26 protein-coding genes and 2 tRNA genes are annotated in these 25834 nt (G+C 50.6%); 2 read left to right on the top strand and 26 right to left on the bottom strand.

Going from position 1 to position 25834, the window contains the following annotated elements; translation table 11 throughout:
- Positions 1 to 58: 58 nt before the first annotated feature.
- From CZ360_RS10060 to CZ360_RS10035, 6 genes are all read right to left on the bottom strand, one after another.
- A complete protein-coding gene (locus CZ360_RS10060) occupies positions 59 to 742 on the bottom strand; it encodes a hypothetical protein (RefSeq protein ID WP_077534075.1) in 684 nt (227 codons plus the stop codon).
- A gap of 75 nt (positions 743 to 817) precedes the next feature.
- Positions 818 to 1159, bottom strand: a complete 342-nt coding sequence (locus CZ360_RS10055) for a SpoVG family protein (protein WP_077534074.1) — start codon at positions 1157 to 1159, stop codon at positions 818 to 820.
- Between the two features lie 15 nt (positions 1160 to 1174).
- Positions 1175 to 1537 carry a DUF3846 domain-containing protein gene (locus CZ360_RS10050; protein ID WP_077534073.1) on the bottom strand — a complete coding sequence of 121 codons (363 nt, stop codon included), beginning with the start codon at positions 1535 to 1537 and terminating at the stop codon, positions 1175 to 1177.
- Positions 1530 to 1838, bottom strand: a complete 309-nt coding sequence (locus tag CZ360_RS10045; protein ID WP_077534072.1) for an AbrB/MazE/SpoVT family DNA-binding domain-containing protein — start codon at positions 1836 to 1838, stop codon at positions 1530 to 1532. Before CZ360_RS10045 ends, CZ360_RS10050 begins: the two co-directional genes overlap by 8 nt.
- Positions 1831 to 2082: a hypothetical protein gene (locus CZ360_RS10040; protein ID WP_077534071.1), complete on the bottom strand. Its 252-nt coding sequence runs from the start codon at positions 2080 to 2082 to the stop codon at positions 1831 to 1833. Before CZ360_RS10040 ends, CZ360_RS10045 begins: the two co-directional genes overlap by 8 nt.
- Entirely contained in the window at positions 2069 to 2923 is an 855-nt protein-coding gene (locus tag CZ360_RS10035; RefSeq protein WP_077534807.1) for a DNA adenine methylase, read from the bottom strand. The genes CZ360_RS10040 and CZ360_RS10035 overlap by 14 nt, the downstream gene beginning before the upstream one ends.
- 46 nt (positions 2924 to 2969) lie before the next feature.
- On the opposite strand from CZ360_RS10035, the gene CZ360_RS14085 reads away from it, so the two are divergent.
- Positions 2970 to 3140: a hypothetical protein gene (locus tag CZ360_RS14085; protein WP_159438228.1), complete on the top strand. Its 171-nt coding sequence runs from the start codon at positions 2970 to 2972 to the stop codon at positions 3138 to 3140.
- Positions 3141 to 3175: 35 nt separating this feature from the next.
- On the opposite strand, the gene CZ360_RS10030 is transcribed toward CZ360_RS14085, so the two are convergent.
- From CZ360_RS10030 to CZ360_RS09935, 20 genes are all read right to left on the bottom strand, one after another.
- Positions 3176 to 4222: an LPD28 domain-containing protein gene (locus tag CZ360_RS10030; RefSeq protein WP_077534070.1), complete on the bottom strand. Its 1047-nt coding sequence runs from the start codon at positions 4220 to 4222 to the stop codon at positions 3176 to 3178.
- Between the two features lie 5 nt (positions 4223 to 4227).
- Positions 4228 to 5343, bottom strand: coding sequence for a DNA (cytosine-5-)-methyltransferase (dcm, locus tag CZ360_RS10025; RefSeq protein ID WP_077534069.1), 1116 nt, complete (start codon positions 5341 to 5343; stop codon positions 4228 to 4230).
- 35 nt (positions 5344 to 5378) lie between these two features.
- Entirely contained in the window at positions 5379 to 5672 is a 294-nt protein-coding gene (locus CZ360_RS10020; protein ID WP_077534068.1) for a DUF4314 domain-containing protein, read from the bottom strand.
- 14 nt (positions 5673 to 5686) lie between these two features.
- Positions 5687 to 6544 (bottom strand): hypothetical protein, encoded by an 858-nt coding sequence (locus CZ360_RS10015; protein WP_077534067.1) that lies wholly within the window; start codon positions 6542 to 6544, stop codon positions 5687 to 5689.
- Entirely contained in the window at positions 6537 to 7229 is a 693-nt protein-coding gene (locus tag CZ360_RS10010; RefSeq protein ID WP_077534066.1) for a hypothetical protein, read from the bottom strand. Before CZ360_RS10010 ends, CZ360_RS10015 begins: the two co-directional genes overlap by 8 nt.
- 271 nt (positions 7230 to 7500) lie before the next feature.
- Positions 7501 to 7591 (bottom strand) — tRNA-Ser (locus CZ360_RS10005).
- Positions 7592 to 7627: 36 nt separating this feature from the next.
- Positions 7628 to 7716, bottom strand: a tRNA-Ser gene (locus CZ360_RS10000).
- Positions 7717 to 7899: 183 nt separating this feature from the next.
- Entirely contained in the window at positions 7900 to 9297 is a 1398-nt protein-coding gene (gene purF, locus CZ360_RS09995) for an amidophosphoribosyltransferase (protein ID WP_077534065.1), read from the bottom strand.
- Between the two features lie 134 nt (positions 9298 to 9431).
- Positions 9432 to 11171, bottom strand: a complete 1740-nt coding sequence (locus CZ360_RS09990) for an ammonium transporter (protein WP_077534064.1) — start codon at positions 11169 to 11171, stop codon at positions 9432 to 9434.
- Between the two features lie 242 nt (positions 11172 to 11413).
- Positions 11414 to 12595, bottom strand: coding sequence for an LL-diaminopimelate aminotransferase (locus CZ360_RS09985; protein WP_077534063.1), 1182 nt, complete (start codon positions 12593 to 12595; stop codon positions 11414 to 11416).
- Positions 12596 to 12625: 30 nt separating this feature from the next.
- Complete coding sequence (locus CZ360_RS09980) at positions 12626 to 14254, bottom strand: CTP synthase (RefSeq protein WP_077534062.1); 1629 nt, start codon at positions 14252 to 14254, stop codon at positions 12626 to 12628.
- Positions 14254 to 15093, bottom strand: a complete 840-nt coding sequence (gene dapF / locus CZ360_RS09975) for a diaminopimelate epimerase (protein ID WP_077534061.1) — start codon at positions 15091 to 15093, stop codon at positions 14254 to 14256. Before dapF ends, CZ360_RS09980 begins: the two co-directional genes overlap by 1 nt.
- 51 nt (positions 15094 to 15144) lie before the next feature.
- Entirely contained in the window at positions 15145 to 16239 is a 1095-nt protein-coding gene (locus CZ360_RS09970; protein WP_077534060.1) for a carbamoyl phosphate synthase small subunit, read from the bottom strand.
- A gap of 19 nt (positions 16240 to 16258) precedes the next feature.
- On the bottom strand, positions 16259 to 16825 hold the full coding sequence (locus tag CZ360_RS09965; RefSeq protein ID WP_077534059.1) for an ANTAR domain-containing response regulator: 567 nt from the start codon (positions 16823 to 16825) through the stop codon (positions 16259 to 16261).
- Between the two features lie 32 nt (positions 16826 to 16857).
- Positions 16858 to 18183 carry a glutamine synthetase family protein gene (locus CZ360_RS09960; protein WP_407656970.1) on the bottom strand — a complete coding sequence of 442 codons (1326 nt, stop codon included), beginning with the start codon at positions 18181 to 18183 and terminating at the stop codon, positions 16858 to 16860.
- 21 nt (positions 18184 to 18204) lie between these two features.
- On the bottom strand, positions 18205 to 18927 hold the full coding sequence (locus CZ360_RS09955; protein ID WP_077534058.1) for a GltB/FmdC/FwdC-like GXGXG domain-containing protein: 723 nt from the start codon (positions 18925 to 18927) through the stop codon (positions 18205 to 18207).
- A gap of 15 nt (positions 18928 to 18942) precedes the next feature.
- Entirely contained in the window at positions 18943 to 20175 is a 1233-nt protein-coding gene (locus tag CZ360_RS09950) for an NAD(P)/FAD-dependent oxidoreductase (protein WP_077534057.1), read from the bottom strand.
- A 19-nt stretch (positions 20176 to 20194) separates the two neighbouring features.
- Positions 20195 to 20623: a 4Fe-4S dicluster domain-containing protein gene (locus CZ360_RS09945; RefSeq protein WP_077534056.1), complete on the bottom strand. Its 429-nt coding sequence runs from the start codon at positions 20621 to 20623 to the stop codon at positions 20195 to 20197.
- 17 nt (positions 20624 to 20640) lie between these two features.
- On the bottom strand, positions 20641 to 22146 hold the full coding sequence (locus tag CZ360_RS09940; RefSeq protein ID WP_077534055.1) for a glutamate synthase-related protein: 1506 nt from the start codon (positions 22144 to 22146) through the stop codon (positions 20641 to 20643).
- Positions 22137 to 23246, bottom strand: coding sequence for a class II glutamine amidotransferase (locus CZ360_RS09935; protein WP_077534054.1), 1110 nt, complete (start codon positions 23244 to 23246; stop codon positions 22137 to 22139). Before CZ360_RS09935 ends, CZ360_RS09940 begins: the two co-directional genes overlap by 10 nt.
- A 378-nt stretch (positions 23247 to 23624) precedes the next feature.
- Here CZ360_RS09935 and CZ360_RS09930 point away from each other — a divergent pair, with 378 nt between their 5' ends.
- Positions 23625 to 25763: a glutamine synthetase III family protein gene (locus tag CZ360_RS09930; protein ID WP_077534053.1), complete on the top strand. Its 2139-nt coding sequence runs from the start codon at positions 23625 to 23627 to the stop codon at positions 25761 to 25763.
- Positions 25764 to 25834 lie beyond the last annotated feature (71 nt).

Here is a 25834-nt window from a genome sequence, read left to right as displayed (position 1 = left end):
GACAAACAAAAAACGCACCGAATTTTCGATGCGTTTTCGTTTGCTATTTGATTTTTATTTATGCGTAGCCGATATATAGATCATAGCTCCCATCTGAGCGTTCCTGCGCCCATATCCAGACATCGGTGATATCCTCGTCCCGGCTGTACCGATTTAACCGGCTTTCAATATCCCGCTGCAGGCAAGAGCTATGCGCACTTGCTGTAATTGGATTGTCCCAGCAATCAACCGCCGAGCTTTCCAGCCGTAGTCCAACGCTTATAGCGTAGGTTTCAGCATAGCTGATCCAAGCCTGAATGTTAAAATCGGGAATCGTGGGTTCTTCGGATGGTGCGGTTTCCTGCTCCGGCTCCCTCTGCGGCGGTTTCTCCGCAGAAGCTTGAGTGAGAGCAGGTTTTGATTCCTGTGGTTCCGGTTCTTTCGGCGCTACAGGCTGGGCTTCCTGTTTGGAAGACTCGATGGGAACAGACGAAGATTGGGCAGGTTTTTGTTCTTCCGCCCATGCAGGCGTTCTTGATTCAGAAGTCTGCTCCGGGGAAGCGGATTCTGCCGGATTCTCCGATTCATCCGACTCGGCAGGGATGTCTCCGTTTGGTTCAGAAGGCAATGTTGCATCTGCCGAAACGCTGCCCGAAGCCGGATTATCCGTTATAGTCAGCGGCGCATCCTGGTTACCGCACCCTGCAAGGCTTAGCAGCGTCAAACCTGCAAGGAGGAGCGCGTATCGTTTCATTTTCTTCATGATTATCACCTCTGACTACAAGGATACGGGAAAGAGAGCAAAAGTCCAGCGAGAATCGGCTGTTTTTGAAAAAAGTCACATTCTTTGTTCAAAAACAGGAGCTTCGTTTTCTTCCTGTTCTTCCAAACCCTGCGATTCATCTTCTTCCATGTGCAGGCGCTGCTCGTATGCTTCCAAAACCGCATCGCTGACAGCGTTGCGGGAGGTTTCATTCAATGCGAATGCCACATCCGAATACTGCATATTTCCGTTTCGGTCTTTATATGACCGGTAAGGCATTCTTGCGAACAGACCGTTTTTGCTGTCCATAACGGCAATATCCCTAATCACATACTCGTCGCCGAGGATTATGCTGGCGTATGCCTTGATGCGGTTGTCTTTTCCGATAAAGCGGTCAATTTGTGCTTTTACCTTCATTCTGCAATTTCCTTTCTACCATGTGTAAAATGTGTAGTCGATATTTTCTTTTACTTCCTCCGGTGAGATATCCTCGATCTCACCGAAGCGCTCTATATATTTTTGCATTTCAGTATCGGTAAGAGAGCGAAAGTTTTCGCCGTCTTCGCCCACTACGAAAAACGAACCGGCAATCACATCGCCGTTTATACGGCGGTTGCCGTCCATGCCATTGAGCTTTGATTCTTCATTGCATACAAGCAGCGTACCATCACCGTTGCCGATGACCTCAATCAAGCCGCCGACCGTTTCCTGCAGATCGTCAAGCTGATCGGTGATAAACAGTTCATGGGGAGACTCGTGCGGCTCTACCATCAGAACACGAAGCGTTTTAGGCATTCTGCTCACCGCCTTGATTTTCCGCCCATTTTACGGATAGATGAATGAGGGCGGCGCGCTGTTCATCGGAGGAGAGACCGTCAAGAAACTGAAGCAGCGTGATGCCGTCCGCCTGCTTTTTAACAACAGGCGGTGTTTCTTTGCAGTTATCGCAGATTTTTTCGCGCCTGACCACAACGGTGCGGTCATCCTGCTCGATAAAGGACAGCACATCGTTGTACTGAAAGCCTACGCGCCTGCGAATTTCATAGGGAATCGTGATCCTTCCTCGTTTTCCGAGAATGCGGTACAGCTTACTCATCGTCACCATCCTCTCCGAAGTATTCGTTCATCTGCTCTTTCAGGCATTCGCCGCAGCAGGGACAGCAGTAAGGGCAGCCTTCGCAGTCCTCGTTGAAGGTTTCGCAAAAAACATCCTCCGGCGCTTTCTGAATGACAATGCGGCTGCCATCTGCAAACGCTTCCACCGTTACGCCGGGGACAATCCCTGCGGCGATCAGCGCTTCAGTCGGCACGGGGAGCATTTCAAATTCATATCGTTCCATTGTAAATTATCCTTTCATTCAATATTTCCTGCATATTGATCTCGTCAAATAATGTGAGCTGCACCGAAGATCGGGCAAGCTCGGTGGTATCGTAATTGGAGATCAGCAGTTCGGGATACTGTTTTCCGTTGTCATATCGCTGTGCGATATTGGAAAGCCTTGTCGTTCCCTCAATCACGATGCCGGGACGGGCATACAGCTCTCGGATAAACTCGCAGTCGTTATAGGAAAGCAGGAATTTTCCTTTTATAGAGAACAATGCTTCGGCAAGTCCCTGATGGTCAAATCCATCGGCTGATACCGCTTCATAGTACTGATCCGCTTGGTAATACGGCGGATCGCAGTAGAAAAAGCTCTCCGGCCGGTCGTACTGTGAAATGAGTTTAACGCAGTCCTTATTCTCGACAATGACCTTCTGCAATCTGCCCGCCGCTGCTTCTATCAGGGGGAAATTGTTCCACATGGCGTGGGGCTGACTGCCGAAGGTGGAGGTTCCTGCTGCGTAGCTGTAGCGAATGAGCGCATAGTAATAGGCGGCTCTGCGCACATCGGGCAAAACCGCCTGCGAATGAAGCATCTGCTTCATATATTCAAAATCAAGGCGGGAGTTGAGCAGATACCGCAGTTCGCCGCAGAGCTTCTCCGGCTGCTCCCGTACACACCGATATAGATTGACGAGGTTTCCGTTGAAATCATTGAAGACCTCAAAATCATTGCCGGGCGGTTTGTGAAACAGCACCCAGCCCGCACCGCCGAACACCTCGATATATCTCTTGTAGTCCAGAGGAAAGCGGGCGAGAATCTCGTTCCGAAGTGCTTTTTTCCCGCCAACCCATGCCATAAAACTGTTAATGTGAATCACCTCCTTTGCGGAGGCGTCTGCGTGCATGAAATACGCAGAAAAACAAAAGGAGCCGTTTTCCATGTACGAAATTTCATACACGCAAAACGACCTCTTTGATTTAATCTCTGCTATTCAGTTTTTCCCTGAGCCTGTGGATTTCCTGCTGGTATTTGCTGATGCGGTTTACCTGCACACAGCACAAAACCACACCTGAAATACAGCCTCCAAGGAGCAACCCAATCAAAAAATTCAGCATAGCTTCATCACCTCGCTTTCCTGCGGAGTATCGGATTTTAGAAATTCTCCAAGTGTTTGTTCCTCGCCTGTAAAATTCGGTTCCGTATCCTCGGTAAAGGAGATATATCCTTGTTTTCCGAAATCCAGTGGTTCTTTTGTGATAACGCTGCCGCTATGATTAACGCCAACCTTTGGTTCAACCGAGCAGAAGCGGTCGCCGTCATCGCTGTGGCGCAGATGATAGCAATACATCCCTTGGGGGATATCCGCATCTGTCAGCCTGTCGTTAGTAAACAAGGCAGGCTTTCCGAGCAGTTCGATCTGCTGGTATTCCTCATTTTCCACGCAGATATATTTCGTACCGTCAGCATTCAGGCACAAATCCAAATCAAGCGGATCATAGTCCCATATCCGGCAGGCAAATTCAATGGCTTCCTTTTGGGCTTCGGGGAAATATTCTTCAATCCGTTCTCCGTTTTGATAACTGTATCTGCCGCAGTTTTGTCCGATATCCTCGTCCGCCCATTCATGCTCAAAAGTGATTTCAGGATATCTTGCGGCTAATTTTTCAATGACGGGATGGGGAGCAGCCCATGCACTTTGAAACCAAATGTTGTTGCCGCCGCTGTAATCTCTGCTTTCGTCATATCCGTATGCGTTCCACTTTGTACCCCAGTTTTGATTGCACCACTCATACCATGTCGGCGCGCCGAAGTCACGAATATTCTGCCAAGCGGCTTTGCCAAGCTCCCATTCATCACGAGGGATATCCTTTCGCTGACGAAGGAAGATTTCTTCGCTTTTCACAGGAATGCTGCGCAGCTTATCCATATTCATGGTACCGCCAAGTGTATACACTTCGATAAAGCCTTTATAGAAATCCAAGCCTCTTTTTGTACGGCTGCCTGCTTCGATGTCCAAACACTTAGGCATCCCTGTGATCTTATTGAAGTCAATCGTTCCGATACCTAAATCATCATTTTTGATTGCTTCAAGCATTTCACGGATTTTCTTTTCATCACCCTGCAGGGTAATGATGTTTTCTACATGATTCGGCATTGCGTTCACTCCTTTATAATTTCATATTTTTTGTTTACCGCCTTGAGCCGGGATAGGATATCTACCAGCACCGGCACCATAATGCTGTTGCCCGCCAGCTTGTACAGCTTGCTGTCGGACAAACCGAGTTCCGTCCGCAGCTTGAAAAACTGCTCATCGGAGAACCCCATGAGGCGGAAGCACTCCTGCGGGTGCAGCCGCCTGATCCACCCGTGATGGAGAATTCCGTGCCGGTCTACTACCGTGAGGCAGTGGGCGGGAGCGCCATTTGGCCGTATGCGCGGGCCGTTCTGCCGGATGGTTTCCCGGTCGGGATTGATAATGGGATACACGCCGTCGTACTCAAAGAACACAGCGGAATGCTCTCCTTTGCGGTGGCTCATGCCAGAATCCTGCCGGGCGGTGATGCATCGGGCGGTATCGGTGAATTTAGAATTCTCATTGTAATCCACAAGGTACAGTCCGGTCTTGCCGCCGAATCCGCCGCAGGAGGCGGTCTGTGTTATGGCTGCTCCGTTTGCGTCGTAGACTCGTTTTCCCTGTGTCTGATGATCTGTGAGTTCGGAAAGAGTTTTTCCGCTTTTTCTCTCGACAGGAAGTATTTCTCCGGCACATCGGGGATCAAGATATCCGACAAGGAACACGCGCTTTCGGCTTTGGGGAAGGTAAGCCGCGCCGTCAATACATTGCCATTCGCACAGATACCCCAATCGAGATAGCTCACTGAGGATTGCGGTAAAAACCTGCCCTTCGCAAATCGTGCGGATTGGGGGTACATTTTCAAACACGAAAAATGCAGGGTGTTTCGCTGCAAGTATGCGGGCAAGCTCAAAGAAGAGAGTTCCCCGTGGATCGTCGAAAGCCTTTCTTGCTCCGGCTGCGCTGAAAGCGACGCAGGGGAAACCGCCGACAAGAAGATCGAAATCAGGGATTTCATCGGTATTGACTGCTCTTGCGTCATCGCAAAAATATTCTCCTTCCGTTTGGTATAGGGTGCGGTAGGCTGCGACAGCAGTGGGATCGTTGTCGCAGTAGCCCACAAAAGAAAAACCGCCGAGCTGTTCGGCGGCGGTGCGGAACGCGCTCATTCCGCAGAACATATCAAGTATTCGGATCGCCACAGGGTATCACGCCCCGGCCTTGTATCATCCTTTCTTCACTGCATCTTCATTCCAAAATCCTGTGAATCGGCCATTTCCTGTTCCTCTGCCAGTTCTTCCTCCGTCAGCTTACGGAAGGTGTCCTCTCCGGGGACAATACCAAGCTGTCTGCCATTATCAAAATGGCAATGCAGCGTTCCGATATCGTCCACACCTACCACGGTACCTCTTGTCCCTGCTTCAATCGGATGGGGATCATCTCCCATTTGCAGGAGCAGAATCCTTGTGCCGGGCGGATAGTTGTCCTTCATTCGCTGGACAAAGCGCCGTTCCGCTTCCAATCTGTTCATTTCACATTCTCCCTTCATTCCATTTGTATATTTCCGAAATGCGGACTGTCGGTCATTCGCTGCCGAAAATCCGATTCGTTTTCCATAAAGTAATCATCTCCGTCGTTCCAGAAAGACACATACAGATCGCCGTCATCGGTGTGGATTTCTCTTTGTTCCAGCCCTTCTCCGAAGCCGTCCGCCGCCTGACCGATCAGTTCATCAATCCATTCCCGTTCTTCGACCGGGGAGAAGGCTTCCCGCAGTCCGGTGCTGATCACGCCGAACAGCTCACCGTCCGCTTCTTCCACATCCCACACGGCGGATATGAGCTTTGCCCTTGCAGATTCGCTGCCGTCAAAATAATGCGCCATATTGTTGAGGTCGCGGGCCTGCTCCTGTTGCAGCAGTTCCCGGACGGCATCCTCATTCGTCAGTGCATAGCCGTTGTCCACCTCAACCCAATCTCCGTATTCCTCATCGGTCATGTGGATTTGCAGGGGGCAGTAGTAATTGACAGTCACGGCTATCAGCCCATCGCTCATGGAGCGGATATCCTCCATGAGCGCTTGTGGGGAGGTATATTGCCCGAGCAGAATATTCTGCTCGATTTCCTCCTGAAGCTCCGGCTGCGCATTTTCTACCATGTGTGCGCACAAGTTGGCGTCCTCCAGCGTGTGGGTAGGATTGAACAGCACAGCCAAGTTGTTTCCGATATCCGAATCGGCAAAAAGCTTGATCTGAATATCCTGTTCCTCGTCATCATTGATTAGAATCTCTGTAAGCCGCTTACGGATACCGATCTGTGCCAGCTCGTATTGCAGCGTGAAGCGGTCACTTGGCAGCGTTAGAATTGCCGTTTTCTCTCCGCTTGTAATGAGCGCGTTAAGCATGGCGCACCTCCTGTTCTGTCAATACCGAAGCGCCAAACCGGGCTGCGGTCATAGCCTGTACGATAAGGCGGAAGGCTCTGTCCGAGATCACCTCGCTGTCGGACAGCTCACACTGGGATATCTGCCTTTCGACAGTCTGCAATTCCTTGACCGCTTTCCACAGGGCATACCCATCCGTGGAAATGTTTCCAAGGCGGACGCTCTGCAAATCCACTTTGCCGTCCTTGCCGATATGATGCTTTGCGCTGATCCATAGGGAATGCTCCGCCGTCAGCAGATACAGGGCGGCAAGCGCCCGATTATCCGGCTTGCGGAGTTTTGTGCGCTCAGCTTCAAAAATTCGCTTGTGGGTTTCGTTTTGAAAAATCATGGGGAGATCATCCTTTCGCTTGTATAGTTTGGCGAGCCGCCGCTGAAACGGCGTGTGCGGCACATCCTGAAATGCGGATAAAACGGCTTCCTTCAAAGTGACAGCGCCGCATTCCAAACGGATGTCCAGTACAGGGCAAACCGGAAGTGAGCAGCCACCCTTTTTTCTGTGGTACAGACAGAGGCGGCAATCACAGTCTTTCTTGGTGTATTTGTATGGGCTGCGAAATCGACCGCCGCCTTTCTGTGTGCCATAGGGCAGTTTTTTCATGATCGCCTCAATGCTGTTGAGGGCGGGAGTATCGGTAAAATACATTGTGTCATCTCCTGTTCGTGAAATGAAAAAAGCCCGAAGTCTTTTGCAAAACTTCGGGCAGATAGATAACAAAAACGGCAGGCAAGTTTTCTCTGACTTGCCTGCCAATTCAGCAGTTATTCAGTTGTACGGGAGTTCAGATCCATTCTCAAAGCAAAAACAGCGGTTTTATATCTTCAAATATGCATCCTGAAATCCCGGCATTTGGGCAGCAAAAAACCCCGATAAAATCGGGGTTTATGCGGAACATATCTTTTTTATGTTCCCTTTATGGCGGAGAAGGGGAGACTCGAACTCCCGCGCCGGTTACCCGACCTACGCCCTTAGCAGGGGCGCCTCGTCACCAACTTGAGTACTTCTCCATTCGTGACGTTCTAAAGGAACTATCAAATTTTATGTGGCGGAGAGGGTGGGATTCGAACCCACGGTCCCTTGCGGGATCACTGGTTTTCAAGACCAGCTCCTTAAACCACTCGGACACCTCTCCAAGCAAATTTAACCAAAAGCTTGGTTAAGCGACGATATATATATTATCATATGAAGCTGTGTCTGTCAAGGGGTTTTCTGATTTTTTCCTCACCCATTCTATCTTGCCCCACGTATTCCCACTCTATTCGAAGCAGGTTAAATGACTGGGAAAAACAGAAATCCCCCGTTCCCTTGACGATATTTACTTTTCTGTTTTCTGATTTATATCATGAAACAGCGGTGTTACATAGTTTCCGCTAAAGCATGCAAAGCACAGCTTATCCGTACCATACACCCCGATTAAATCATCAATCGTCAAAAAGCGGACAGAACTCGCACGGGTATACTTACAGAGCTCCTCACAGGTATATCGTGCGGAAATCAGTTCCTTTTTGGTGGAGGTATCCACTCCGTAAAAGCAAGGATAAGCCATCTCCGGGGAAGCTATCCGCACATGAATCTCCTGCGCTCCCGCCCCTTTCAGCAACGCCACAATCCGTTTCATCGTTGTGCCGCGCACAATGGAATCATCCACCAGGATAATCCGTTTTCCCTTCACTACAGAAGCATTGGCGGAAAGCTTCATTTTAACGCCCATATCCCGTTGCTCCTGCGTCGGTTCAATAAACGTCCTGCCCACATACCGGTTTTTAATCAGGCCGACCTCGTAGGGCAGACCACTTTCTTCACTGTAGCCCATCGCCGCTGCAACCGAGGAATCCGGCACGCCGACCACAATATCAGCAATCGTATTTCCCTTGTCTTTCTGGGCGAGCCGTTTTCCGCTCGCTTTTCGTACAGTGTGTACGTTCAGCCCTTCAATATCGCTGTCCGGGCGGGAAAAATAGATATATTCCATTGCACAGATCCGATGCCGTGTATCGGAGGTATAATGAAAGGTTTCCAATCCCATGTCAGAAAACTTTATGATCTCTCCCGGTTCAACATCCCGCAGAAAACGGGCGCCCACACTGTCAAACGCACAGGTTTCACTGCTGACGCAGTAGCCGTCCTCAAGCGCAGCAACCGAAAGCGGACGCAGGCCGTTTTTATCCCGTACCGCATAAAGACTCCGCTCTGTCAGGATGACAAAGGAAAAAGCGCCCTCCATCTTTTGGCAGGCTTTCTGGATTTTTTCCAGCATCGTTCCATGCTCCCGCTGGATCAAGTGCAGGATAATTTCACTGTCACTGCTGCCATGAAAAATATTGCCGTGATTTTCCAGGCGCTCCTGCAGCTCGTCTGCATTGACAATCTGTCCGTTGTGCGCGACCGCCATACAGCCGATTTTCGCGCGCGCTACAATGGGCTGCACATTTTCCAGCTCATTCCCGCCTGCTGTTGCATACCGTACATGACCGATGCTGTTTTCCCCCTGCAGTTTTTTCAGCTCCTCGGAATGGAACACATCGGAAAGCAGGCCCGTTCCTTTAATACAGTCAATGGTTTTCCCGTCGCTGGCCGCAATCCCAGCGCCTTCCTGTCCTCTATGCTGCAATGCGTGCAGTCCGAAATAGGTTAGCTGCGCGGCCTGCGGATGGTGATAAATTCCAAATACGCCGCATTCTTCTTTGATTTCATTGAGAAAATAATTGTGCATTTACTGGTCTATCCTTTCTGGACACTATACAAAACCCTTTGATTGGCTTTGTCAAACGAAATCTCCCGTTTAAAACACGGGAAAGGCTTTGGCAGTCCAATGGAAACCGCCAAAACCTTACTCCCTATGATACATTAGTCCTCGCCCTGCAGCGCGTCATAGCCCTGTTCTCCGGTGCGAATCCGAATGGTATTTTCCACATCGTAAACGAAGATTTTTCCATCGCCGACATTTCCGGTATAAAGCACCTTTCTGGCCGTATCAATCACGGTCTGAACCGGAACCTTGCTTACTACGATCTCCACCTTGATTTTCGGCAGGAGTTTTGCAGAATCAAGCTTCACGCCTCGATAGTAGACGTCGTGCCCTTTCTGCACGCCATATCCCAGTACCTGGGTGACGGTCATGCCGGTCACGCCGATTTCGTTCAATGCGGTTTTCAGTTCCTCAAACCGTTCCTGGTTAAAGACGATTGCCAGTTTTGTCAGTTTGACAGCCGAAGCCGGCACGTCAGACGGTACTGGCATCGATTCAGCCGGTACATGCTCTACCATAACCGGAGCTGCTTCTTCCGCCGGCTTGGCTTCGCCGGTCAATACCTGCGGAACCTGGACAAAATCTGCATAAGAGCTGGTCAAGCCATGCTCGGTGACATCCAACCCCTGAAGCTCCTCCTGCTTGCTTGCACGCAGACCGATTGTTTTCTTGATGACAAAGAACACAACCGTCATGGTCACTGCGACCCAGGCGATCACTGACAGAACGCCCAGAATCTGCGTACCGAGGAACTGGAATCCGCCGCCATAGAATAAGCCAAGCGGCGTTCCGTTGTCATCAGTCAGATAGTAGGCAAACAAGCCTGTCAAGATTGTGCCTGTTGCACCGCAAAGGCCATGCACACCGATTGCACCGACTGGATCGTCAATCTTCAGAACTTTATCAACAAATTCAATTCCGAATACAACGACAAATGCTGCAACCAGGCCGATGAAAAATGCGCCTACCGGAGTGACGACGTCACAGCCTGCGGTGATTGCTACCAACCCAGCTAAAGAGCCGTTCAAGGTCATTGATACATCCGGCTTTTTATAGCGAATCCAAGTGATAATCATTGTCGCAACCGTTGCGGTAGCTGCCGCCAGGTTGGTTGTTACAAAGATACTGCCCGCAGCAAAGATCGAATCATCGCCCGTCATGGAAACAGTGGAGCATCCGTTGAACCCAAACCAGCAGAACCAGAGAATGAACACGCCCAGTGCACCCAACGTCAGGCTGTGTCCCGGGATCGCGCGAGGCTTGCCGTCCTTGCCATATTTTCCAATACGGGGCCCTAGGATTTTAGCGCCGACCAACGCGGCTACACCGCCGACCATGTGTACTGCGGTCGAACCCGCGAAATCGTGGAACCCTAGTTGGGCCAGCCAGCCGCCGCCCCAAATCCAGTGCCCAGAGATCGGATAGATCACCGCACTGATTACTGCGCTGTAAATACAATATGCGGAAAACTTGGTACGCTCTGCCATAGCTCCGGAAACAATTGTCGCTGCTGTTGCGCAGAACACTGTCTGGAAAATCAGGAACGCCGGCAGCGGAACGCCTTCCGGCAGAATGGAGGAATAGTCCCCCAGTACCAGCGGGTCAAACCCGCCGATCAGCGCGCCGGCCCCACCGAACATAATCCCAAACCCAAGAATCCAGAAAATTGGTGTCCCAATCGCAAAATCCATCAGGTTTTTCATGATGATGTTCCCGGCGTTTTTTGCACGTGTGAAGCCAGTCTCAACCATTGCGAAACCAGCCTGCATGAAGAATACCAACGCGGCGCCTACCAGCACCCAGATGGTGTTTACTGATGAAAAGATCTGATCCATCATTTGTCCCTCCAAAACCATAATGTGAAATACATGGCCATGTATTCGCCTGGTATAAGCATAAAAAGAAAGGTGCTGTGATCCCTGATCACAGCACCTTTGCTTTTCTTGTCTTTATTATAGCAGATATGAATAATTTGTCAAGAGAAAATGAAATATTACTTTCTGTTTCCTGCATTTTTTACCATTTTAATAAAGATGTTTCAAAAAACCCTCTTGTTTTTGCAGGATATTATAAAATTCTTTTATTGATACAGCTTTTCCAGGCGTTTCATCGCTTCCTTGGTCGCCTCCTGCGTCGCAAAGGAAGTCAAACGGAAAAAGCCCTCTCCATTCTTTCCAAAGCCGCTTCCAGGCGTCCCGACAACATGGATATTATTCAAGAGATGGTCAAAAAATGCCCAGGAATCCATCCCGTCCGGACATTGCAGCCAGATATAGGGCGAATTTTTTCCCCCTACGTGCCAGATGCCGAGCCTTGTCAGCGTATCGGAAATCAGCCTTGCGTTTTCCTGATAAACCGCGAGATTTTCCCGGCACTGTATCTGCCCCTGTGTAGAAAATACTGCGGCAGCCGCTTTCTGTACCGGATAGGAAACTCCGTTAAATTTGGTCGTCTGCCGGCGCAGCCACATCTTTTGCAATGAAGCCCCATTCCGTTTCAGTGCAGACGGAACAATGGTATAGCCGCATCTGGTTCCTGTAAAGCCAGCCGTTTTGGAGAGTGAGCAAAATTCAACCGCACATTCTTCCGCCCCGCTGATCTCAAAGATACTGCGCGGAAGATCCGGATCCCTCACAAACGCTTCATACGCTGCGTCGAACAAAATCACCGCTTCCTGTTTCCGGGCATAGTCCACCCATGCCTGCAGCTGTTCCCGGGAATAGACCGCGCCGGTCGGATTATTGGGGGAGCATAGATAAATAAGATCCGCCCGCCGGCTTTCTTCGGGCATGGGCAAAAATCCGTTTTCCTTTGACGCGTCAAGATAGACGATCTTCCGCCCGTCCATCAGATTGGTATCGCAGTAAACCGGATAAACCGGATCAGGGATCAGCACGGTATTCTCCCGGTCAAAAAGATCGAGAATGTTGCCGACATCGCTTTTGGCCCCGTCGCTCACAAAAATTTCTTCTGTGGACAGAGCTACACCAAAAGCTTCATAATAGTTCCGAATTGCTTCCCTCAGGAAGCCATAGCCCTGTTCCGGGCCATAACCATGGAAGGTTTCCGCCTTTCCCTGTTCCTCAATTCCCTCATGGAACGCCTCGATCACAGCCGGGCATAACGGGCGGGTAACATCCCCGATCCCAAGCCGGATAACCGCCGCATCTGGATGGGCTGCTGAATATTCCGAAACCCTCTTGGCAATCGTAGAAAAAAGATAGCTTTCCTGCAAGCTCAAATAATTCTGATTTATTTTCATATGAATCACAATCCTCCCTGTCTGAAACCATCAATCCCGGAATGTGTCCTTCACGCCACGTTTTTCCAGCGCGGCGCGGATAAATTCGCGGAAGATGGGGTGCGCTCGGTTGGGACGGCTTTTAAATTCCGGATGATACTGTACACCGATATAAAAGGGATGCGCGGGAATTTCCATTGCCTCCACCAACCGTCCGTCCGGAGACAATCCAGAAAACACCACCTGCTCCGCTTCATACAGGTCCCGGTACTCGTTATGAAACTCATACCGGTGGCGGTGCCTTTCCTCGACATCCTTCTGCCCGTAAGCGCGTTCGAGGATTGTACCCTCCTTCACATGGCAGGGATATGCGCCCAGCCGCATTGTCCCGCCCTTCGGGATATTGCCCTGCTGGTCGGGCATCAGGTCGATTACACAACGCGCGCCGTCCGGAGCAAATTCCCTGGAGTTTGCATCCTTCCAGCCCAGCACATTCCGCGCAAATTCAATGGCAGCAATCTGCATCCCAAGACAGATTCCGAAATAAGGAACCTTGCGTTCCCTTGCATACTGCGCAGAGAGGATCATCCCTTCAATTCCGCGGTTGCCAAAGCCGCCCGGAAGGATCACGCCGTCTGCTTTTCCAAGCAGCTCCTCTACTGTATCCGGCTTAACCTGCTCGCTGTCGACCCAATCGATCTCTACCTTTGCGCCGTTCTCCCATCCCCCATGGCTTAGCGCCTCTGCAACGGACAGATAGGAGTCGTGCAGCCTGACATATTTCCCGACCAGGGCAATTTTGACAGTCTGATGGCTGTTTTCAATACGCCGCAGCATCTGCTCCCATTCGGTGAGATCCTTTTTGTGGATCGCTTCAGAAAGAGAGAGCTCCCGCATGGCAATCCTGGCAAGTCCAGCCTCCTCCAGCATCATCGGCGCCTGGTACAATACCGGGAGGGTCAGGTTTTCGATTACACAGTCCTCCTTCACATTGCAGAACAGCGCGATCTTTTTCAGCACAGACCCTTCCACCGGCTCGTCGCATCGGGCGACAATGATATCCGGCATAATGCCAAAGGACTGCAGCTCTTTTACCGAGTGCTGAGTCGGTTTTGACTTATGCTCGCCGGAGGATTTCAAGTAAGGGATCAGCGTCACATGGATGAACAGGCAGTTTTCTCTCCCGATTTCATGAGACACCTGCCGGATTGCCTCCAAAAACGGCTGGGATTCGATATCTCCGGTCGTTCCGCCAATTTCCGTTATCACAATATCGGCCTGCGTCTTTTTCTGTACGGAATAAATAAACGACTTGATTTCATTGGTGATGTGAGGAATGACCTGTATGGTCTCCCCCAGATATTCTCCGCGCCGCTCTTTTTTCAGCACATTCCAGTAGACCTTTCCGGTTGTCAGGTTGGAAAACTGGTTGAGGTTTTCGTCAATAAACCGTTCGTAATGCCCGAGATCCAAGTCAGTTTCTGCACCGTCCTCTGTCACGAACACTTCCCCGTGCTGATAAGGGCTCATGGTGCCGGGATCGACGTTAATATAAGGATCCAGCTTCTGTGCAGCAATTTTAAAGCCCCTGGACTTTAACAACCGCCCTAGAGAAGCCGCCGTAATTCCTTTCCCAAGCCCGGACACAACCCCTCCGGTCACAAAAATGTATTTCGCCATTAGACATCTACCTCCCCTGTAAAGACTGTTTTTGCCTCGCCTGTCATCCAGACGGTTTCTTCCGTATAGTTAATGTCCAGGCTTCCGCCAAGAAGCTGTACCGTGATCGGCGTTCCGGACGGGGAATAACCGTTTTTTACTGCCGCTGCGGCTGCCGCACAGGCGCCGGTTCCGCAGGCCAGGGTTTCGCCGCTTCCGCGTTCCCAGACCCGCATCTGAAGCAGGCGGGGATTGACTACCCGCACAAATTCCGTATTAACTCCTTCCGGAAAAATCGGATGGTGTTCAAACCGTTTTCCCTCTTCTTCCAGGTCAAGGCTCTCTATGTCATCGCGGAACACCACACAGTGGGGATTTCCCATCGAAACGCAGGTAACCGTTTCCTCCCTGCCGCCAATCTCAACCTTCCGCGCCACAATTTCCGTGCCTTCCAGCCGGGCGGGAATTTTCTCCGGGGAAAATTCAGCCTTTCCCATCTCAACCGCTACAGAAGCGACCGCGCCCTGCTCAACTGTTAAATGCAGGAGTTTCATCCCACTGAGAGTTTCCACTGCAATGGGCGTTTTCTGTACCCGGCCGCTGTCGTACAAATATTTCCCTACGCACCGGATTCCATTCCCGCACATTTTCCCCTCGCTGCCGTCAAGGTTAAAAATTCTCATTTTTGCATCGGCAGTTTGGGAAGGGCAGATTAGGATGATCCCATCCCCGCCGATCCCAAAATGAGGTTTGGAAAGCCGGACGCTTAATTCGGCAGGATCTTTGATGTCCTGCTCAAAGCAATCAAAATAAATATAGTCGTTCCCGCATCCATGCATTTTTGTGAATTTTAGTTTCATCTTCACATGCCTCCCCTTTCATTGGCTCCTTCGCCATTTGCATGCCTATCCTCAGCCGGCACGGTAATCAGACATTAGCTTCAAAAACCGGTCAAACAGTATTTCCGTATCCTTTGGCCCCGCACATGCTTCCGGGTGGAACTGAACAGAAAACGCCGGCATATTCCGGTAGCTGACTCCTTCACAGGTCTTGTCGTTGAGGTTCATAAAATTCATCTGTGCATCGGGCGGCAGAGTTTCCGACAAAACCGCATATCCGTGATTCTGACTGGTCATATAAATGCGGCCGGTATCCATTTCCTTTACCGGCTGATTTGCGCCCCGATGCCCATATTTTAACTTCCCGGTTTTCGCGCCCTGCGACAGAGCCAGCAATTGATGTCCCAGACAGATTCCAAAGGTGGGGATGTTTTCCCCGCATACCTTTTTAAGCTCCTCAATCACACCAGGATTGTCCTGAGGATCTCCAGGGCCGTTGGAAAGCATAATCCCATCCGGGTGGAGCGCGATGATCTCCCCTGCTGTCGACATAGCGGGTACTGCCGTCACATTGCAGCCACGCCGGTTCAGTTCGCGGATGATATTCTGCTTTGCGCCAAAGTCCCACAGCACAACATCATAACAGCCATTCTCCGCCGGGTAATATTCCGGCTCCGTACGGCTGACTGCCTCCACTGCCTTCTGCACCCGAGATTGCTTCAACGATTCAATCTCCGCCTGGGTATAAGGGGGTGCTTTCGTAGTAAGCTTCCCATTCATTACACCGTATTCCCGGATCACCTTGGTCAGGTAACGAGTGTCGATATCATAAAGCCCAGGGATATTTTTTTCCTTAAAAAAGGTGTCAAGATTCCCCTCGCTCCGATAGTTCGAAGGATTCTGACACCATTCTCTTACAATATACGCTGAGAGGAATACATTCCTGCTCTCAAAATCTTCCGGAATAATTCCATAATTCCCGATTAAAGGGAAGGTCTGGACTACGATCTGCCCATAGTAGCTGGGGTCGGTCAGAGTTTCCAGATACCCCGTCATGCCGGTGGTGAAAACCACCTCGCCCAGTATCTCTTCACTGACCGGTGCGCCGAAGCTTTTTCCTTCCAGATATTCCCCATTTTCCAACACCAGATAAATCTGCTGTGACATTGATAACCCCTCCTCTGATTTATAGGTCAAATTTCTTTAAAATCCCCTCTGCAACCTCTCGTTTGGTCATCCTGCGATCCATCGCATTCTTTTCAATGTACCGATGCGCTTCCTGTTCTGTCATCTGCATATACTGAATCAGCAGACATTTTGCCCGGTCAACCAGGCGGATCTCTTTGATCTGGTTTTGCAGCTTCATCTCCTGCGGCGTCCCGCCAGACAGCCGATGATGCAGGCTCAGCATCAGATAAAGCGCGTAGGAAAACATTCTTTTTCCCATGCTGACGGAAAAAACAAAGATGCCATCTTCACATAGTTTGTGAGAAATATCGGTTTCTAATTCATTTTTGACAACCAAAATCACACCTGCCGTTGTCTGTAGGCAAGCATTCGCTAAATCATATCCAAATTCCTCCGGAAAGGGCGTTACAATAATTACGATCGAAAATTGCTGGGAGGCAAGATACCGTCTGGCTTCTCCACAGCTTTCCGCGAAATACAGCTCTGCCGAGATACAGGAAACAACCAATTCCGAAAAGGCCTGCATTGCTTTTGGGTTGCCGGACACGATCAATACCCGTTCCATCACTTCACCCGTCTTTCCTGTTTCCGCTCCTGTTACACCGTATGAAAATAAGTATCCATTTCAAATTGATGACGGTTATTCGATTGCTCATAGCATTCCCATTCCCGTCGTTTGCAGAACAGGTATTTCCTCAGGGTATCTTCCGGCAGAACCCGTCTGACAAATTCACTTTGTGCCGCCAGTTCCAAAGCCTCGGAAAGCTGGCCGGGCAGACTGAGGATCCCATGCTCCCGGATATAAGCATCCGCCTCGTAAAGGTTTTGGTTGCAGGGCGGCGTAAGGGTAAGCTTCTGCTCAATCCCGTCCAGACCGGCATGGATTAGAAGCGCAAACGCAAGGTAAGGATTGCAGGCCGGGTCCGGTGAACGCAGCTCCATCCGGCTGTATTCCCCGACAGAGGCTGGGATTCGGATCAACTGCGATCGGTTCTGGTGCGACCAAGTCACATATTTCGGCGCCTCGTAATTCCCAAAACGGTGGTAGGAGTTGGTCAGCGGGTTTAAAAATGCTGTGATTTCCGGCACACGCTCTAAAATTCCCGCGATAAAGCTTTCGGAGCTTTCCGAATGGTCTGGCCCGCTGGTCTTAAACAGGTTCTTCCCGCCCTTCGCCAGGGAAAGATTGATGTGCATCCCATTTCCGCTATTGTCCAAAAATGGCTTAGGCAGGAAGGAGGCAAACAAACCGTTCTGTGCTGCAATCGATTTGACCACCCACTTAAAGGTCATAAAGTTGTCTGCTGCAGAAAGCGGATCGGAATAGCGAAAATCGATTTCATTCTGTCCTGGGCCTCGTTCGTGGTGGGAGCTTTCCGGCTGGATTTCCATCTCCTCCAGCGTCAGGCAGATGTCCCGCCGCACATTTTCCCCCTTGTCCAACGGCGCAATGTCACAATAGGTACCATGGTCAAACGGCTCCCTTGTCGGGTTGCCATCCGCATTCGTGCGGAAGAGATAAAACTCGCACTCTGTCCCGATGCGGCAGAAATACCCCAAATCAGCACAGCGCTGCACTGCCTGCTTTAAAAGGTTGCGGCTGTCTCCCAAAAAATCGCTTCCATCTGGATTCTTCACGCTGCAGAACAATCGCATCACACGGCCATGCGACGGGCGCCAGGGCAGGATCGACAGGGTCGAACATTCCGGCATAAGAAAAAGATCAGAACGGTCTACATTACCAAATCCCTCGACTACGGACGCGTCAAAGGAGGCGCCGTACTCAAAAATACGCGGCAGCTCTGTCGCCGGCACAGAAAGATTCTTCTGCACACCCAGCAAATCGCAGAACGCCAGACGGACAAATTTCACGTCATGCTCCTGGACGAACCGCAACACTTCCGAAATACTATCGTTCATCATACCTTTTCCTTCCCTTTCCAGTTAGTTGGTTGTATAAAGCTGTTTGTATGGGTTTTTGCTGTTTGGTGTGATAATATAAAACGGCTTTTCCAAGATGGTCTGCATCGACTCGTGGAACAGCTCGCAGAACTGCTTTAATACCGGTTCGATTTCCTGTAAATCCTCCAATCCGGCAACTCTGTGCAGCAGACGGTCGGAGAGATCAGCCGGGAGAGAATCGCCCCTCAGATAGATTTTCCCGCCATGCATTCCCATGCCGCAGAAATTTCCAACCGGCGCCTGCCCGTCGGACTGAAGCCCCAGCACGATAATCGTGCCGCCGGCCTGGTATTCGCCCAGAAAGCTTCCAGCCGCACCGCCGACTACAATCAACGGTTTTTTCTCCTGGTATTCCTTCATATGGATTCCGGTACGGTAGCCGGTATCCCCATGAATAAAAATGCTTCCCCCGCGCATTGCATAGCCGGTCGCGTCCCCGGCCATCCCATTAACATAGATGTTGCCCGCGTTCATAGTATCCCCGGTTGCGTCCTGAACATTTCCCTGCACGTAAATATCTGTTCCGTCCAGGTAAGCGCCCAGCGCGTTTCCCGGCACACCGACGATGGACAGTTCTTTATCCGCAAGCCCGCTGGCAATATAGCGCTGGCCGCAGCAGTTCTGAATTTTTATTTTCCTGTCAGCGCTTTGCTTCACCTGCCGGTTCAGTTCCTGAAAGCTAAGCCCCTGTGCATCTATCTTCATCTTCAGTCCTCCCTTTTAATGCGGCTGTGCCAAAACCTGTTTCCGTTTCTGCTTGGATAACGCGATGAGCTGCGGATGAAGCTTCATCTGTTCAAACTCAATTTCATCCAGCGGCGTTTGCTCCCGGATCAAAGACGTATAAATTCCCGCGCGTTTGATATCGCCGATCAGGATATATCCTTTAAGCACACCGTCCCTGATAAACAATTTCTGGTAGGTATCTCCGTCCTGAATCAGCATCGGCTCCCCCTCATAGCTTCCGGCCGTAATCATATGCAGCCCCATGAGTCCCATCGCATTCATCGGGAAAAGCGGGAGACTTTCCTGTTCGTTTCCGGCCATAAAAAGCCCGGCCGTTTCTCCCTGCAGGTAAGCGTTTGGGAGAAGCGCCAAAACCCGATTCTGTCCGGTAGTAATATCAAAGCTCTCGACACAGTCTCCCGCCGCATAGACATGCGGGAGCGTGGTTTTGCAATGGCTGTTTATGACGATTCCCCGGTTTACCTCCCCGCCCGCTTCAGAAACAAGCTCTGTATTCGGGCGAACGCCAACCGCTATTACCAGGATGTCAAACGGCACCGTCCCGCCGCTTTTTAAGGCTACGGAACCAGCCTCAAAGGATAACACGCTGTCCGAAAGATAGAAGACAAGCCCCTTTTCTTCCAGATGCTCCTGTACCCTTTTTGAGCCTTCTACATCTAGAATACTAGATAAAATTCGATCTGACAAGTCAACCACTGTAATTTTTTTCACCTGTCCCAGAATCCCTTCGGCACATTTCAGCCCAATCAGACCTGCGCCGATAATCAGCACCCGGCTATCCGGCGTTATCTTCTGCTGAAGCTGTTTTGCATCGTCCAATGTCATAAAGGTAAATGGATGTTCTACCTTCTTGATGCCTTCCATCGGCGGGATAAACGGCCTGGAGCCGGTCGCCACCAAAAGCTCATCATAGGGTATGCCCTGTCCGTTTTCCAGAAGGACAAATTGGTTTTGGGCATCGATCTTCGCTGCTTCCTGTCCGAGGATGGTAGTCACCCTGTTTTTCTGGTAGAAATCATCCGGGCGGTATTTCATCCGTTCCAGATCGGTTTTTCCGTTCATCAGATAGGAAATCAGTGGTCTCGAGTAGATATGGTAAGGCTCTTTGGAGATCACGGTGACGGTTCCATCCCGGTCACTCTGCCGGATTCCCTCAATGCATCCGGCTGCGGCGGTCGAATTCCCGATGATTACATAACGTTTCATAATCAATCTATCCTTTCCTCTACCGTTCCTCAAATACAATCGCCCGGTTTGGACATCCCTGTACACAAAGAGGCGTGCCATGAGTATTGTTCAGGCACAGTTCGCATTTCTGTACCGCCTTTCCCTCGCCCGGCATAATCGCTCCGTACGGGCAGGATAATACGCAGGTGTAGCACCCGACACATTTTTCCTCCTTCAGGCGGATTACACCGTCCTCAATGGTAAGCGCGCCGGATATACAGCCCTTTACGCAGAGCGGCTCCGTACAATGCCTGCAGGAAACCGCAAAGTGGATTTCCCCGCCGTCCTCAACCTGAATTCTCGGATGGATCGTTTCTCCCTTGAGTGCGTCGATCATGCTTTCTTTCCCGGAATTTGCAAAAGCGCAGTAATATTCGCACAAATGGCACCCCAAACACCATTCTTCATTTACATAAACCCGTTTCAAGCTTGCTCCCTCTCTTCTTATTCGCCGGCGTGGCTGATTCCTAAAATGGATAATTCCTTCTCGTTTAACCCGATGCCCCGCAGCATCAAACGGTTTCCTTTCAGCGCTTCAATCGAGTTAATTCCCATGCTTCCCATTATTTCTTTAATTTCATGAGTCCAGGCGCGTACCAAATTCACAAGCCGTTCTGTCCCAACCTCTGGATTGAGCCGTTTGACAAGGTCAGGCCGCTGGGTTGCAATCCCCCAATTGCATTTCCCGGACTGGCAGGAACGGCACAGGTGGCACCCGAGCGCGAGCAGTGCGGCTGTCCCAATATAGACGGCGTCCGCTCCCAGTGCGAGCGCTTTGACGACGTCGGCGCTGGATCGGATGCTCCCGCCCACGACAATGGAAACCTCCCCGCGGATTCCCTCTTCCCGCAAGCGCTGGTCAACTGAGGCCAAGGCAAGTTCAATCGGAATGCCTATGTTATCCCGGATCATAGTCGGCGCCGCGCCGGTACCGCCCCGATAACCGTCAATGGCGATAATATCCGCGCCGCTTCTCGCAATCCCGCTGGCAATTGCCGCCACATTATGGACTGCCGCGATTTTGACGATCACCGGTTTTTGATAGTTGGTTGCTTCCTTGAGTGAAAAGATAAGCTGGCGAAGATCCTCAATCGAATAGATGTCGTGATGCGGCGCCGGAGAAATTGCGTCCGACCCCTGCGGAATCATCCTGGTTTTGGATACGTCCGCGACAATCTTTGCCCCAGGGAGATGCCCGCCGATTCCCGGCTTTGCTCCCTGACCCATCTTGATTTCAATAGCGGCTCCAGTATTAAGATAATCCTTATGAACCCCAAACCGTCCGGAGGCCACCTGGACGATGGTGTTCGGCCCGTATTCATAAAAGTCCTCATGCAACCCGCCTTCTCCGGTATTATAGCAGATTCCGAGCTCGCGTGCGGCCCTTGCCAAAGAAGCATGCGCATTATAGCTGATAGAACCGTAGCTCATTGCGGAAAACATAATCGGCGTGGTCAGCTCAATCCCCGGTTCCAGATTGTTGATCAGCCGGCCGTCCTTCCCGCGCTCTACCCTGTGAACCTTTTTCCCCAGGAAGGTCTTGGTTTCCATCGGTTCCCGCAGCGGGTCAATCGGCGGATTGGTAACCTGGGAGGCATTAATCAGCATCTTATCCCAGTAAACCGGGTAATTGTTCGGGTTTCCCATCGAGGAGAGCAGTACTCCGCCGGTGTCAGCCTGACGGTAAACCTGCCGGATCACATCCCAAGTCCAGTTGGCATTTGGCCGGAAGGTGTGGTCTGTCTTCACGATTTTCAGCGCCCTTGTCGGACAGAGGGTTACGCACCGATGACAATTGACGCACTTAGATTCGTCCGCAAGCATTACGCCCTTCTCCTCGTGATAGGAGTGGACTTCGTTTGCACATTGCCGCTCGCAGGCGCGGCAGGCAATACACCGTTCCGGGTTCCGAATCACCTCAAATTCCGGATAAATATATTCTAACGACATCCCTGTCCCTCCTGACATTTTTGATTCAGGCGCACAATCACCGGTTCTCCGCCTTTTGGCGCCCAGATACGATCCAGCTCTGGTTCAATGACCCGGATCGCCGCTTCCTCGCTGGCGGCATAAAAGAGATTACCCTTCTCCGCAACCACCATAGACCTCAGCTTTAACCGGTCGTTCAGTGCCATCATCCCGCCCTCAAAGCCAAGCAAAATGGAAAATGGCCCTGTGATCAGGAAACCGGCAAAGAGATTTCGCAGATAAGTAAGCGTCTCCCGCTCCTTCTCCGGCATCTTTTCAATGGTGCTCCAGAACGGCGCTGCGATAACATGCGCGGCCTCCTCCAAAGTGAGCCTCTGCCTGCGGAGCAGGTAGTCAAAGATATAAGTGATCACCTCAGTGTCTGTCAGCAGGTTACAGCGGTAACCGAACATCTCAATATAGCGCCGGTTCGCATCATAGGAGGAAATTTCCCCGTTATGCACAATAGAATAGTCCAGCAAGGAGAATGGATGCGCTCCGCCCCACCAGCCAGGCGTATTGGTCGGGTAACGGCCGTGAGCTGTCCAGCAGTAGCCTTCATATTCTTCCAGCCGGTAAAACCGTCCGACATCCTCCGGAAAACCAACCGCTTTGAAAACGCCCATATTTTTCCCGCTCGAAAAGATATACGCGCCGTCAATATTGGTGTTTACCCGGATCACACACCGAGCGACAAATTCCTTTTCATCCAATTGGCTGTCAGCCAGCTTATGGGACAGCGGCATTACGAAATACCGCCACATCATCGGCTCATCGGTAATGCTTTCTATCTTCCTGGTTGGAATTTTTGAGAGGTTAATGACATCAAAATGCAGCTCCAAAAATTTTTCACACTGCTGTTTTGCTTCAAGATTATCATAAAACACATGGAACGCATAGTTGTTTGCGTATTCCGGATAAATCCCGTATCCTGCAAATCCCCCTCCAAGGCCGTTGCTCCGGTCGTGCATAACTGCGATTGATTCGATCATTCTATCTCCCCGAACGGGCGTACCGTCCTTTGAAAAGACTCCTGAGATCGCGCACCCTGACGGGATTCTTACCTGGCCTTCCTTCAACATAGCCTCATTCCCCCTCAAACATAAAAAAAGCGTTCATGATATCACGTCTTTGCCCATGGAAAGACATCATATCATGAACGCCGTTGTTCATTGGAACTATTATAATATATTGCAAGTTTGTTGTCAATAACTTGCGAAAAGATTTCTGTTCTTTACAAATCAAAGCTTTTATTCCTATTGTTTTTTGTTATTCAGGATAAAAATGACAGGGATTTGAAAAAACTTGCAAATTTTCTCTTGACAATTCTTAAAAACAGGAATATAATGCAAGCAGAAACAGCAAGGGCGCTGCGGCAGGATGCCGCGGCGCTTTCTTTTTTTATTATGGCTGCTGTTAAACTAATATTATGATGAATGAGGAGAAAGGAAGGAATGCAGATGAGCCAGGTTGTATTATCCGCACAAAAAGCAAAGGACGAACTAAGCCGTATCCCGGAATTGTTCGGCAGCATGGTGTTTAACGACCATGTAATGAAGGAAAGGCTGCCAAAAGATACATACAGGGCGTTGAGGAAAACTATTGAGCTGGGCAAAAGCCTTGACAAGAGTATTGCCAATGTCGTTGCCAATGCTATGAAGGACTGGGCAGTAGAAAAGGGTGCCACCCACTTTACACACTGGTTCCAGCCAATGACCGGAATCACCGCGGAAAAACATGACAGCTTTATCTCTCCGGAAGGAGACAGCTCAGTTATCATGGAATTCAGTGGAAAAGAATTGGTGAAGGGAGAACCGGACGCCTCCAGCTTCCCGTCAGGCGGACTGCGCGCTACCTTTGAGGCCAGGGGGTATACCGCATGGGATCCATCCTCCTATGCCTTTATCAAAGACGATACCCTATGCATTCCGACCGTTTTCTGCTCCTACAGCGGTGAGGCGCTGGATAAAAAGACTCCGCTTCTCCGTTCTATGGAGGTGATTAACAAACAGGCTCTGCGGATTCTGAGGCTGTTCGGGCATACCGAAGTCAGCCGCGTTAACACCACCGTCGGGCCGGAACAGGAGTATTTCCTGATTGACCAGGATACGTTCCAGCAGAGGGAAGATTTGGTTCTCTGCAACCGCACCCTGTTTGGGAGCAAATCGCCGAAGGGCCAGGAACTGGAAGACCACTATTTTGGTGTAATCAAGCCCCGCGTCGCAGCATTTATGAAAGATTTGGATGAGGAGCTCTGGAAGCTCGGTGTCCTCGCAAAAACCGAGCACAACGAGGTTGCGCCGGCCCAGCACGAGCTCGCACCGATCTTTTCCTCTACCAATGTTGCAACCGACCACAACCAGCTCATGATGGAAATCATGCAGAAGGTCGCCTCCCGTCACGGCATGGCCTGCCTGCTTCATGAGAAACCGTTTGACGGCGTGAACGGAAGCGGCAAGCACAACAACTGGTCTATCTCTACCAACACTGGCGTCAACCTTTTAGAGCCCGGTGATTCCCCGAGGGAAAACGCACAGTTCCTCCTCTTCTTAACCGCAGTAATCAAAGCAGTGGATGAGTATCAGGATCTGCTTCGTGTTTCCGTTGCCAGCGCAGGGAACGACCACCGGCTGGGCGCGAATGAAGCGCCGCCGGCAATCGTCTCGATGTTTTTAGGCGATGAGCTGACTGAAATCCTGGAATCAATTGAAAACGGCTCGGCCTACAGCCAGAAGGATAAAGAAGACATGCGGGTTGGCGTGCATATCCTGCCGCGTTTTCCGAAGGACACCACCGACCGAAACCGTACCTCTCCGTTTGCATTCACCGGCAACAAATTCGAGTTCCGGATGCTGGGCTCCACCCTGTCCATTTCCGGGCCGAACATCGTACTCAACACGATTGTCGCAGAAGAGCTTTCCCAGTTTGCCGATATTCTCGAACAGGCGGATGATTTCAACGCAGCATTACATGAGCTGATCAAAAAGACCTTTTCCGAACATAAGCGGATCGTTTTCAACGGAAACAACTATTCTGATGAATGGGTGGAAGAAGCAAAACGACGCGGACTACTGAATCTGAAAACTACAGTAGACGCGCTGCCCAGCTTCATTTCCGATAAAAATGTCGCGCTGTTCACCAAGCATAAAATTTTCACCACAGCAGAGCTTCATTCCAGATATGAAATTTTGATGGAATCCTACAGCAAAAAAATTAACATCGAAGCACTCACAATGCTGGATATGGCAAAACGTAAAATCCTGCCGGCAGTCGCCTCCTACATTCATTCCCTGACGCAGTCGGCGCTGGATAAAAAAGCGCTCTGCGATTCGATCCCACTTGACTATGAAATGGATCAGATCAAAGCATTGTCCGAGGATGTAAAGCTGGCTTACGAACAGGTTGGCAAGCTCCAGCGCGATCTGTCGGCCGCACAGGAACTCAGCGACGTTACTGAACAGGGCGTTTGCTTCAAAGATACGGTGCTGGTAGACATGGAGCAGCTCCGCGCCACCGTAGACAAAATGGAGGAAGCCACCTCAGAGGAATACTGGCCTTATCCAAACTACACGCAACTGCTCTACAGCGTTCACTATTAATCCTTCAAACGGCAAAAAGGACGATGGGAGATATCTCCCTATCGTCCTTTTTGTCAGCCAGAAATGGCAAA

It is taken from the genome of Massiliimalia massiliensis (genome assembly GCF_900155615.1).
GTDB classification, from domain to species: Bacteria; Bacillota; Clostridia; order Oscillospirales; family Ruminococcaceae; genus Massiliimalia; species Massiliimalia massiliensis.
This window is presented reverse-complemented; position numbering and strand designations above follow the sequence as displayed.

Bases quoted from the DNA above. Each gene is read 5' to 3' on its own strand.
- CZ360_RS10060 (WP_077534075.1), bottom strand. From the start codon at position 742: ATGAAGAAAATGAAACGATACGCGCTCCTCCTTGCAGGTTTGACGCTG.
- CZ360_RS10055 (WP_077534074.1), bottom strand. From the start codon at position 1,159: ATGAAGGTAAAAGCACAAATTGACCGCTTTATCGGAAAAGACAACCGC.
- CZ360_RS10050 (WP_077534073.1), bottom strand. From the start codon at position 1,537: ATGCCTAAAACGCTTCGTGTTCTGATGGTAGAGCCGCACGAGTCTCCC.
- CZ360_RS10045 (WP_077534072.1), bottom strand. From the start codon at position 1,838: ATGAGTAAGCTGTACCGCATTCTCGGAAAACGAGGAAGGATCACGATT.
- CZ360_RS10040 (WP_077534071.1), bottom strand. From the start codon at position 2,082: ATGGAACGATATGAATTTGAAATGCTCCCCGTGCCGACTGAAGCGCTG.
- CZ360_RS10035 (WP_077534807.1), bottom strand. From the start codon at position 2,923: ATGGCATGGGTTGGCGGGAAAAAAGCACTTCGGAACGAGATTCTCGCC.
- CZ360_RS14085 (WP_159438228.1), top strand. From the start codon at position 2,970: ATGAAATACGCAGAAAAACAAAAGGAGCCGTTTTCCATGTACGAAATT.
- CZ360_RS10030 (WP_077534070.1), bottom strand. From the start codon at position 4,222: ATGCCGAATCATGTAGAAAACATCATTACCCTGCAGGGTGATGAAAAG.
- CZ360_RS10020 (WP_077534068.1), bottom strand. From the start codon at position 5,672: ATGAACAGATTGGAAGCGGAACGGCGCTTTGTCCAGCGAATGAAGGAC.
- CZ360_RS10015 (WP_077534067.1), bottom strand. From the start codon at position 6,544: ATGCTTAACGCGCTCATTACAAGCGGAGAGAAAACGGCAATTCTAACG.
- CZ360_RS10010 (WP_077534066.1), bottom strand. From the start codon at position 7,229: ATGTATTTTACCGATACTCCCGCCCTCAACAGCATTGAGGCGATCATG.
- purF (WP_077534065.1), bottom strand. From the start codon at position 9,297: ATGCACAATTATTTTCTCAATGAAATCAAAGAAGAATGCGGCGTATTT.
- CZ360_RS09990 (WP_077534064.1), bottom strand. From the start codon at position 11,171: ATGATGGATCAGATCTTTTCATCAGTAAACACCATCTGGGTGCTGGTA.
- CZ360_RS09985 (WP_077534063.1), bottom strand. From the start codon at position 12,595: ATGAAAATAAATCAGAATTATTTGAGCTTGCAGGAAAGCTATCTTTTT.
- CZ360_RS09980 (WP_077534062.1), bottom strand. From the start codon at position 14,254: ATGGCGAAATACATTTTTGTGACCGGAGGGGTTGTGTCCGGGCTTGGG.
- dapF (WP_077534061.1), bottom strand. From the start codon at position 15,093: ATGAAACTAAAATTCACAAAAATGCATGGATGCGGGAACGACTATATT.
- CZ360_RS09970 (WP_077534060.1), bottom strand. From the start codon at position 16,239: ATGTCACAGCAGATTTATCTGGTGTTGGAAAATGGGGAATATCTGGAA.
- CZ360_RS09965 (WP_077534059.1), bottom strand. From the start codon at position 16,825: ATGGAACGGGTATTGATCGTGTCCGGCAACCCAAAAGCAATGCAGGCC.
- CZ360_RS09960 (WP_407656970.1), bottom strand. From the start codon at position 18,183: ATGATGAACGATAGTATTTCGGAAGTGTTGCGGTTCGTCCAGGAGCAT.
- CZ360_RS09955 (WP_077534058.1), bottom strand. From the start codon at position 18,927: ATGAAGATAGATGCACAGGGGCTTAGCTTTCAGGAACTGAACCGGCAG.
- CZ360_RS09950 (WP_077534057.1), bottom strand. From the start codon at position 20,175: ATGAAACGTTATGTAATCATCGGGAATTCGACCGCCGCAGCCGGATGC.
- CZ360_RS09940 (WP_077534055.1), bottom strand. From the start codon at position 22,146: ATGTCGTTAGAATATATTTATCCGGAATTTGAGGTGATTCGGAACCCG.
- CZ360_RS09935 (WP_077534054.1), bottom strand. From the start codon at position 23,246: ATGTTGAAGGAAGGCCAGGTAAGAATCCCGTCAGGGTGCGCGATCTCA.
- CZ360_RS09930 (WP_077534053.1), top strand. From the start codon at position 23,625: ATGAGCCAGGTTGTATTATCCGCACAAAAAGCAAAGGACGAACTAAGC.